Below are 8,216 nucleotides of genomic sequence, written 5' to 3' on the forward strand. Positions count from 1 at the left end.
GGCGGACCGGAGCCGGGCGACGCCGGCCGCGGCGGACCGGAGCTGTGCGGCGCCGGCCGCGGCAGGTCGGCGTCAGCGGCGCCGAAGCGCGCGGCGTACCGCATGAGGAGGTCGAGCGCGTCACGCAACTCACTCTCCGGCCGTGCCTCCGCCGCCGGCCCGGCGGCGACCGGAACGGGCGCGCCCGCGGCCACCGGGCCGGGTGCCGTTTCGGCCTCGGCCGCCGGTCGCGGCGGGAAGATCGGCCCCAGCGGCGCGGAGCGCTCCCGCGCGACCGCGCCGAGCGAGGCGGACCGCTCCCGAGGAGCCGCCTCCGCCGAGCGGTCCGGCGCGCCCGTACGGGCCCGGTCCTCCGCTCCACCGCCCGTACGCGGTCGCGGCGACGCCGCTCCACCGCGCGCCCGCCGGCGAGGAGTCATCTCCCGCCCCTCCTCCTCCTCACGTTCTGCCGGGTCGTCGCGTACGTCCGCGCCCCGGCCCGGCCGGCCACCGTCGCGATGCCCACCGTCCCGGTGTGCCCCGTCCCGGTGAGCGCCGTCGCGGCGGGTCCCGCCGTACTGAGCGTCGTCCCGATGGCCGCCATCACGGTGAGCGCCATCGCGGTGGGTCCCGTCGCGGCGGGTCCCGCCGTGCTGAGCGTCGTCCCGATGGCCGCCGTCGCGGTGAGTCCCGTCGCGGCGGGTGCCGTCGTGCTGAGGGCCGTGCCGGTGGGTGCCGTCGCGGCGGGTGCCTTCGCCGCCGCGCTCTGGCGTCCTTCCGCGCGCTCTGGTCCGCGCGTCGTCGGGCAGGGTGCCGAACTGCGCCGGCAGCTTGCGGAAGTGCCGGGGAATCCCGAGTGTCAGGACGTACCCCCAGAGGATCATGAGGTTGCGGTAGATGTCGTAGCGCTCCCGGTCGTCGGCCCGCACCACGGCGAGCGCGAAGAGCAGCGCCTCGCCGAGGATCAGCAGCAGCCCCCAGGACGCCACCACCACGACGATCATCGCGAGGACGAACTCCGTGAAGCGGCCCTCCGCCGGGGACGTCCCGAACAGCCGGCCGCCCCACACCGAGCCGTACACCCAGTAGCCGGGCCCGAGGAGGCCACCGACGACGAAGAGGATGACGCGGTAGCGCCGCGGGCCGCGCCGGCCCGCCCGGCCCCGGTCGCACCCGGAGTCTCCGGAGCGCCGGGACCGCGGCGCCTGGTCACCCACGACCGCCGCCGGGGGCCGGGTCCGGCCCGCCGCCGCTCCCGGTCGCGTCGTGCGCCCAGGCCGACGAGGCGTGACGTGCGGTAGGTCCGGACAGTAGCGGGTCGTCGCCACGATCACCCATGAACCGCAGCGAAATGGTCATCATTGCCATTTCATCACACTCCTGCATCGCGCCTGATTCGCGAGACCGAATCGGGACAATTCACATCGGGTGCGCGACCGGCCACACCATCGCCGACCCTGACGGTACGGTGCGGACGGCCTCGCGGTTTTCTGTTGTGAAGCTCCGGCTCGCTCTCACCCGCATTCCTCCCGCAAAAATGACCAAGGAAATCCAGCAGCCATTACCCGGCTTCGGAAAGTCAATCGCGCACCGCTTCTTCGCGCACACTTTATCTGTCACCCTGCGTGACAACGCACAGGCGACAGAGCCGGACGAATGGGGTGGCATAGTCGCACATACACCCCAGCCATCCCCGGCCTCGTCTCACGTAACGTCACCGGCGCTCGTTTAGGACACCCCGATTGTTCGCACTGCTAAAGACATCACCCTGGGCGTCGACCCGGTTACGGAGTGTCAATGCAAGGCGATAGCCGGTCGGGCAAATGGCCCATCTTCGACGCCACTTGTCCGGCCGACAACGGCAGCGCGTCATCGCACCGTTTGCGCCCGAAAATCCAACGACTCCTCAAGAAATGTCGCTTATGCTCCGACTGGTACGCCGTCCGCGGACCGCGACCTTTTCCTCGACCGACGACGCCGCAGATCTCGATCGCCCGGTGACCGCCGGTCGGCGTCCGGGCTTGAAGCTCAAGCCGCTGGAGGCCTCATAGTCGTCCGCACCGGAACGGCGAGAGGAGCGGTGGTGACGGTTTCCGAGCATGTCGTGCCGTCGGACGGCGTGGACATCGCGGTGCGCGACCACGGCGGGGACGGGCGCGCGGTCGTGCTCCTGCACGGCGGCGGGCGGACCATGGACGACTGGCGCGCGGTGGTCCCGCCGCTGGTCGCGGCCGGGCGCCGGGTCGTCACCGCCGATTTGCGCGGGCACGGGCGGTCAGGGGCGGCGCTCTGGTCCTGGCCGGGCGCGGTCGGCGACCTCGCCGCGGTCATCGCTCATCGCGGACTGGAGGCGCCGGCGGTCGTGGGTCACTCGCTCGGCGGTCTCGTGGCGGCCGTCTGGGCGGCACGTCACCCGGAGTGCCCGCTCGCGGTCAACCTGGACGGGCACACCAACCCGACCGGCCCGTTCGAGGGCGTCGGCGCCGAGGCCGCCCGGCGTACCATGCGCGGGTTCCTGGACATGTCGCTGGAGCAGGCCGGGGATCCCGCGCTGACCCGCCTGATCGAAGAGTTCGACGCGCTGGACCTGTTCGCGACGTACGCCGCGACGCGGTGCCCGCTGGTCGTCGTCTCCTCCGCGCGACCGGAGATGGAGGAACTCCTGCCGCCCGAGGTGGCCGAGGCGTTCGGGGCGTACCGGCGCGGCTTCGCCCGGAAACTGCGGGCGGTCGCGGCGGCCACTCCGCTGCTGCGCCTCCTCGACGTCCCGACCGGCCATGACGTCCATCTGGAGACTCCCGGCACGGTCGCCGGTCTCGTGCTGGCGGAGGAATGAGTGAGACTGGACGGCATGGACGACCTGCGGGCGATCGGCCAGGTGGCGCGGCTCAGCGGCCTGTCCGTGCCGACCGTACGGTTCTACTCCGACGCCGGTCTGGTGCCGGTGGCCGCGCGGACGGCCGGCGGCCACCGGCTCTATGACCGGGATGCGCTGCACCGGCTGGAGCTGATCCGCACCCTCCGTGAGCTCGGTGTCGACCTCGCCACCGTCGCACGGGTGCTGGCCAGCGAACACACGGTCGCCGAGGTCGCCGACCGCGAGGCCGTGGCGCTGGAAAGGCAGATCCACGACCTGCGCGTACGCCAGGCCGTGCTCCGGTACGCCGCCGCGCGGGGCACGGACGCGGACGGGCTCGTACGGGCCGGGCGGCTGGCACGCCTGACCGGCGAGCAGCGCCGCGCGCTGGTCGCCGGGCTCGTCGCCGAGGCCACGGCCGGCCTGGAGCTCGAACCCGGCTTCGCCGCCCGCCTGCGCTCACTGCTGCCCGAGCCGCCCGACGATCCCGAGCGGATCGGGGCGTGGGTGGAGCTCGCCCACCTCGTGAGCGACCCGGACTTTCGCTCCGCCGTGCGCCGGTCGCTCGAACGGCATGCCGCCGACCGCGCGGCCGGCGCCGACGGCGGGAATCCGGGCGGCTGGCAGCGGGCCGAGGAGGCGGTTGTGGAGCTGGCCGGCGGAGCGCTCTCCGACGGGCTGTCCCCCGCCTCGGCGGAGGCCCGCCCCATCGCCGACCGGCTCGTCGCGGTGTTCGCCGAGGCGCACCGCCGCCACGACGACGAAGAGTTCCGGGCGTGGCTCGCCGAGCGGATCCGCATCGGCGCCGACGCCCGGGTGGCGCGCTATCTGCGGCTGCTGGCGGTGATCAACGGCGCTCCGGTCCGTACGGACTCGGTACCGGCGGCGCGGTGGTTCCTCGCCGCCCTGGAGAGCAGCGGACGACGACGGCTTCCGGTCACTCCCGCCGTAGGCGGTTGACCGTTGTTCACGCCGCCCCTGAGGCGGCGGCCCCGGGCCCGCCGTCTCCCGGCGGGCCCGGAAGACACGTCAGCCGGTCTTACGGAGGACCACCTCGACCTTGGTGGTCCGGCCGACGTTTCCGGCGGCGTCGATGGCGCGGTACTCGATCGTGTGACGACCGTAGCCGGGCGGGACGTTCTCCCAGGCGACGGCCCTCGCGGGCTTGCCGAGCTTGCCGTAGAACAGGTCGTCGATGTTCGTGCCCAGCGGCGTGAACAGGAACGGCGCGCCGGAGTCGGTCGGCCAGCCGAAGTAGCGGTACCAGCCGTCCCCGTCGACCTGGAACTCCGCCAGCGTGGTTCCGGACCCGTCGTCGGACGGGTTCAGCTTCATGGTGAACCGGTCGTCGAAGACCTTGGTCCCGCCGTGCGTGGCGGCCGGCGTGGAGAACTGCGCGGCGACCGCCGGGCGCTGGGCGTCGACCTTCCAGGACAGGGGCGGTGACTGGGTGCCGGTGGCGGGGTCGACCGCCCGTGCGGTCACGGTGTGCGTCCCGGAGGTGAGGTGGAAGCGCCCCAGCTCGAGGTCTCGGTCGTTCCCCGTGGTCCGCACCGGCCTGCCGTCGACGGTCCACCGGACGACCGGGACCGACGCCGTGGGGTGCGTCGTCTCCGCGTAGATCACATCGTCCGCGCCCACGTCCGTACCGGCCGGGGTGGAGTCGGTGAAGCCCGCCGCGGTGGTCGCCGGCGCCGTCGTGATCCGGGTGTCCACCGTCCAGGTACGGGTCTGGGTGAGGGCCGCGGAGGACCTGATCGCCGGGTCGCGTACGAAGCCGGTGGGATCCTGGACCTTCGCGGTCAGGGTGTGCGTGCCCGGCCGGAGGTGCCGGCGGGCCAGGTCGACGTTGTGCCGGTCCGTGCTGCCGGGGACCGTCCGGCCGTCGAGGGTCCAGGTGATGCGCAGCGGGTGGCTCACCGGGTGCAGGGTCTCCAGCCAGACGACGCGGTCGGCGCCGATGGGCGCCCCGGTCGGGGTCTGGTCCTGCACGAGGTTGAGCTTCGCGGAGATGGCCTGCGTCATCCGTTCGCGTTCCACCTGGTCGTAGGCGTATCCCAGGGTCTTCATCATCGAGTGCTCGCTCGGCCGCCACACGCCCGTGGTGTCGTACATCCCGCCTTCGTAGCGGCCGATGACGCCACCCGCCGTGCTGCGGTCGCCGAGCCAGCGCCACCACTTGGCGTGCTGCTCGCGCATCTGCTGCTCGGTGAGGAGGGTGTGGTGGATGGAGTCCGGTTCGCCGCCGGTGTAGGCGCCGCCGGGCACGCCCCGCTGGTAGTAGTTGTACTCGTCCTGCAGGCCGCCGAGCGAGTGACCGATCTCGTGCGGCATGATCAGCGAGGACATCGCGTTGCCGCCGGACGCCGTCGCGTACGTCCCGCCCGCGCCGCCGTACGTCGTGCTGTTGGCCAGCGCGACGATCTGCCGGTTGGCGGCGCTGGTGCCGGGGACCATGTCGGCGTACCTGCCGGCCGCCTCATCGTCCATGACGAGCAGGCGCTGGATGCCGTCGGTCCGGCAGCCGCTCCAGAACCGCATGCTCAGCGGCGTCGTGCGTTCGGGCGAGGTCACGGAGGGGTCGCAGCTCACGCCCGACTCTCCCGACACGATCTCGACCCGGTAGACGTTGACGTAGCTGCGGTAGGACTTCCACGGTTCGAACGCGAAGAGCGTGCTGATCTCCCGGTCGACGTTCTCTCGGAACTTCGGCATGTCGGCCTCGGTGTAGCCGTCGCCGAGGATCACGACGTTGAACCGCTTCGCCGGATCGCCGGTGACCTGGACCGGTACGACCTTGGCGCTGCCGACGTCGTCGGCGTGTGCCACGCCGGCCGGCGCCACGAGCGACGCGGCGACCGCCATCGTCGCGATCATGCGTCTGAGCATGAGAGGCCTCCTACGGATGCGCATCGGACGAGTTGATCATCGTCTGCGAGAGGCCGGTACGGAACCGTACGCCACGCACTGATCCGGCCGAGCGGCGATGCGGGAGGCCGCCATTTGCCGCATGACCAGCGGTGATATCTGAACAGGTATTACCGTCACATTCATATGCATCTTGGACTTTTCGCTGGCCAGCTGCTGTCCTTGTCGGCCTGACGAAGCCTTCCGGACAGAGGGGAGTCCGATGATGCGCCGATCCCGCATGGTCGCCGCCGCCGCCATCGCGGCCGTGGCCGTACTCGTGGGGGTGGGAGCGGTGTGGTCGCTGCGTGACGACGACGGGCCGCGGGAGACCGCGAAGCGTTACCTGGCGGCCTGGAGCGGCGGCGACTTCGCCGCCATGCGCACCCTGACCGACCGTCCACCCGCCGATTTCGAGACCCGGTTCGCCCGCATGCGGGACGACCTGGGCGTCACGCGACAGCACTACGAGGTGGCCTCGGTCGGAGATGCCAAGAACGGGGAGGCGGGCGGCTCCTACCGCGCCGCACTGACTTTGGCGGGGGGACGGGCCTGGACGTACGGCGGGTCACTGACGTTCGTCGAGCGCGACGGCAAGTGGCGTGTGGCGTGGTCCCCGCGGGTCATGTACCCGAGCCTCAAGGAAGGGCAGCGGCTCCGCGCCGCGCGCACGTGGCCGGCCCGGGCGGACATCCAGGCGGCGGACGGCAGCAGCCTGAGCCGGTCGCCGTCCGGGTCCGTCCAGCAGCTCGCCGGGCCGCTCGGCCCCGCGTCCGCCGCCGCCGCGAAGAAACTCGGCGCCCCGTACCGCGCGGGCGACACGATCGGCGTGGACGGACTCCAGCGGCAGTACGAGCGGCGTCTCGCCGGTACGCCCGCCCTCGCCGTACAGATCGTCGGCGCGGACGGCACACCGGTACGGACGCTCCAGCGGTTCGGCGGCACCGAGGGCAGGCCCCTGCGGACCACCATCGACCCCAAGATCCAGAACGCCGCCCGTGACGCCCTCGCCGACGTGGCCAAGCCCACCTCGCTGGTCGCGCTGCGCCCCTCCACCGGGGAGATCCTCGCCGTGGCGAACAAGCCCGGCGGCTACAACCGGGCGCTGATGGGCCAGTACCCGCCGGGCTCGACGTTCAAGGTGGTCACGGCGGCGGCGCTGGTCGCGGGCGGCATGGACGCCGGCACCCGCGTCGGCTGCCCGGCCACCACGGCGATCGGGGGCCGCTCGTTCCGCAACTACCAGCACGAGGACTTCGGGACGGTGGCCCTCCGGGAGGCGTTCGCGCACTCGTGCAACACCACGTTCGCGCGTCTCGCCGTGGACCGGCTCGGCCAACGGGCGCTGAGCAAGGTCGCCGCCGAGTTCGGTTTCAACGCGCCGATCATCGCGGGACTCCCCGCCGTACGGGCCTCGTTCCCGGACAACAAGGACGACGCCTCCTTCGCCGCCGCCTCGTTCGGGCAGGGCCAGGTGCTCACCAGCCCGCTGAACATGGCGAGCGTCGCGGCGGCCGCCGCCGACGGCGCCTGGCGCTCGCCCCGCCTGGTCGACGCTTCGCTCGTGTCCCAGGCCATCGACGCCGGCGGCCACAGGCCCGAGGCGCCGCACCGGCTGCAGCCCGCGGTGGAGCGGGCGCTGCACTCCCTGATGCCCGCCGTCGTCAGCGAGGGGACCGCCGCCGGCGTCGACTTCCCGTCCGGGACGGCGGGCAAGACGGGCACGGCGGAGTACGGGACCGGCGACGACCCGCCCACGCATGCCTGGTTCATCGGCTACCACGGTGATCTGGCGTTCGCCGTGATCGTCGAGGGCGGCGGAACCGGCTCCGAAGCCGCCGCGCCCATCGCGGCGAAGTTCCTCCGGGCCGCCGGATGAGCGGGCGGGTACGGGTGCTGGTCAAACTGCTGCGGCTGCTCGGCGCGGCTGCCTTCGCGGGAGTGCTGGTCGGCCTGCTGGCGCTGCCGGGTGTGGGCAGTGTGGGAATGGCGGCGCGGGACGCGTCAGCCAGCTTCCAGGACATGCCGGACTTCAGCCTGACGCCGCCGCCGGAGCGGAGCACGGTTTACTCGGCCGACGGCCAGGTCATCGCGCGGTTCTACTACCACAATCGTGACTCGGTGAAGCTGGACCAGGTGGCGCCCATCATGCAGAAGGCGATCGTCGCGATCGAGGACGACCGGTTCTACGATCACGGCCCGCTGGACTTCAAGGGCTCCTTCCGCGCGCTCGTCACCAACGCGCAGGACGGGGGCATCAAGCAGGGCGGCTCGACGCTGACGCAGCAGTACGTGAAGAACCTGCTGGTGGAGAACGCCAAGAACGAGAAGGAGGCCGAGGCGGCGAAGGCGCCGGACTTCGGGCGGAAGCTGCGGGAGCTGCGGTACGCGGTCAACGTGGAGAAGCAGTTGAGCAAGCAGCAGATCCTCGAGGGCTATCTCAACATCGCCTACTTCGGTTCGGGTGCGTACG

General features: G+C 72.2%; 6 protein-coding genes and 1 pseudogene. 5 read left to right on the top strand and 2 right to left on the bottom strand.

Going from position 1 to position 8,216, the window contains the following annotated elements; translation table 11 throughout:
- A pseudogene (locus ABEA10_RS09055) lies at window positions 1–1,196 on the bottom strand (hypothetical protein); the annotation flags it as partial.
- A gap of 119 nt (window positions 1,197–1,315) precedes the next feature.
- On the opposite strand from ABEA10_RS09055, the gene ABEA10_RS09060 reads away from it, so the two are divergent.
- From ABEA10_RS09060 to ABEA10_RS09070, 3 genes are all read left to right on the top strand, one after another.
- On the top strand, window positions 1,316–1,711 hold the full coding sequence (locus ABEA10_RS09060; protein ID WP_345460019.1) for a hypothetical protein: 396 nt from the start codon (window positions 1,316–1,318) through the stop codon (window positions 1,709–1,711).
- Window positions 1,712–2,062: 351 nt separating this feature from the next.
- A complete protein-coding gene (locus tag ABEA10_RS09065) occupies window positions 2,063–2,815 on the top strand; it encodes an alpha/beta fold hydrolase (RefSeq protein WP_345460022.1) in 753 nt (250 codons plus the stop codon).
- On the top strand, window positions 2,816–3,796 hold the full coding sequence (locus ABEA10_RS09070) for a MerR family transcriptional regulator (protein WP_345460025.1): 981 nt from the start codon (window positions 2,816–2,818) through the stop codon (window positions 3,794–3,796).
- A gap of 69 nt (window positions 3,797–3,865) precedes the next feature.
- Here the strand turns inward: ABEA10_RS09070 and ABEA10_RS09075 are convergent, their stop codons facing one another.
- The gene (locus tag ABEA10_RS09075; protein WP_345460027.1) at window positions 3,866–5,725 is read right to left on the bottom strand and encodes a M64 family metallopeptidase; all 1,860 of its coding nucleotides are present in this window, start codon (window positions 5,723–5,725) and stop codon (window positions 3,866–3,868) included.
- Between the two features lie 241 nt (window positions 5,726–5,966).
- On the opposite strand from ABEA10_RS09075, the gene ABEA10_RS09080 reads away from it, so the two are divergent.
- Window positions 5,967–7,622 carry a penicillin-binding transpeptidase domain-containing protein gene (locus ABEA10_RS09080; RefSeq protein WP_345460030.1) on the top strand — a complete coding sequence of 552 codons (1,656 nt, stop codon included), beginning with the start codon at window positions 5,967–5,969 and terminating at the stop codon, window positions 7,620–7,622.
- A partial coding sequence (locus tag ABEA10_RS09085; RefSeq protein ID WP_345460033.1) for a transglycosylase domain-containing protein occupies window positions 7,619–8,216 on the top strand: 598 nt, incomplete at its 3' end. The genes ABEA10_RS09080 and ABEA10_RS09085, both read left to right, overlap by 4 nt.

This window comes from Actinoallomurus oryzae, assembly GCF_039541955.1.
GTDB lineage: Bacteria > Actinomycetota > Actinomycetes > Streptosporangiales > Streptosporangiaceae > Actinoallomurus > Actinoallomurus oryzae.

Excerpts from the sequence above, each read along its gene's own strand:
- ABEA10_RS09060 (WP_345460019.1), top strand. The coding sequence starts at position 1,316 with ATGAACCGCAGCGAAATGGTCATCATTGCCATTTCATCACACTCCTGC.
- ABEA10_RS09075 (WP_345460027.1), bottom strand. The coding sequence starts at position 5,725 with ATGCTCAGACGCATGATCGCGACGATGGCGGTCGCCGCGTCGCTCGTG.
- ABEA10_RS09080 (WP_345460030.1), top strand. The coding sequence starts at position 5,967 with ATGATGCGCCGATCCCGCATGGTCGCCGCCGCCGCCATCGCGGCCGTG.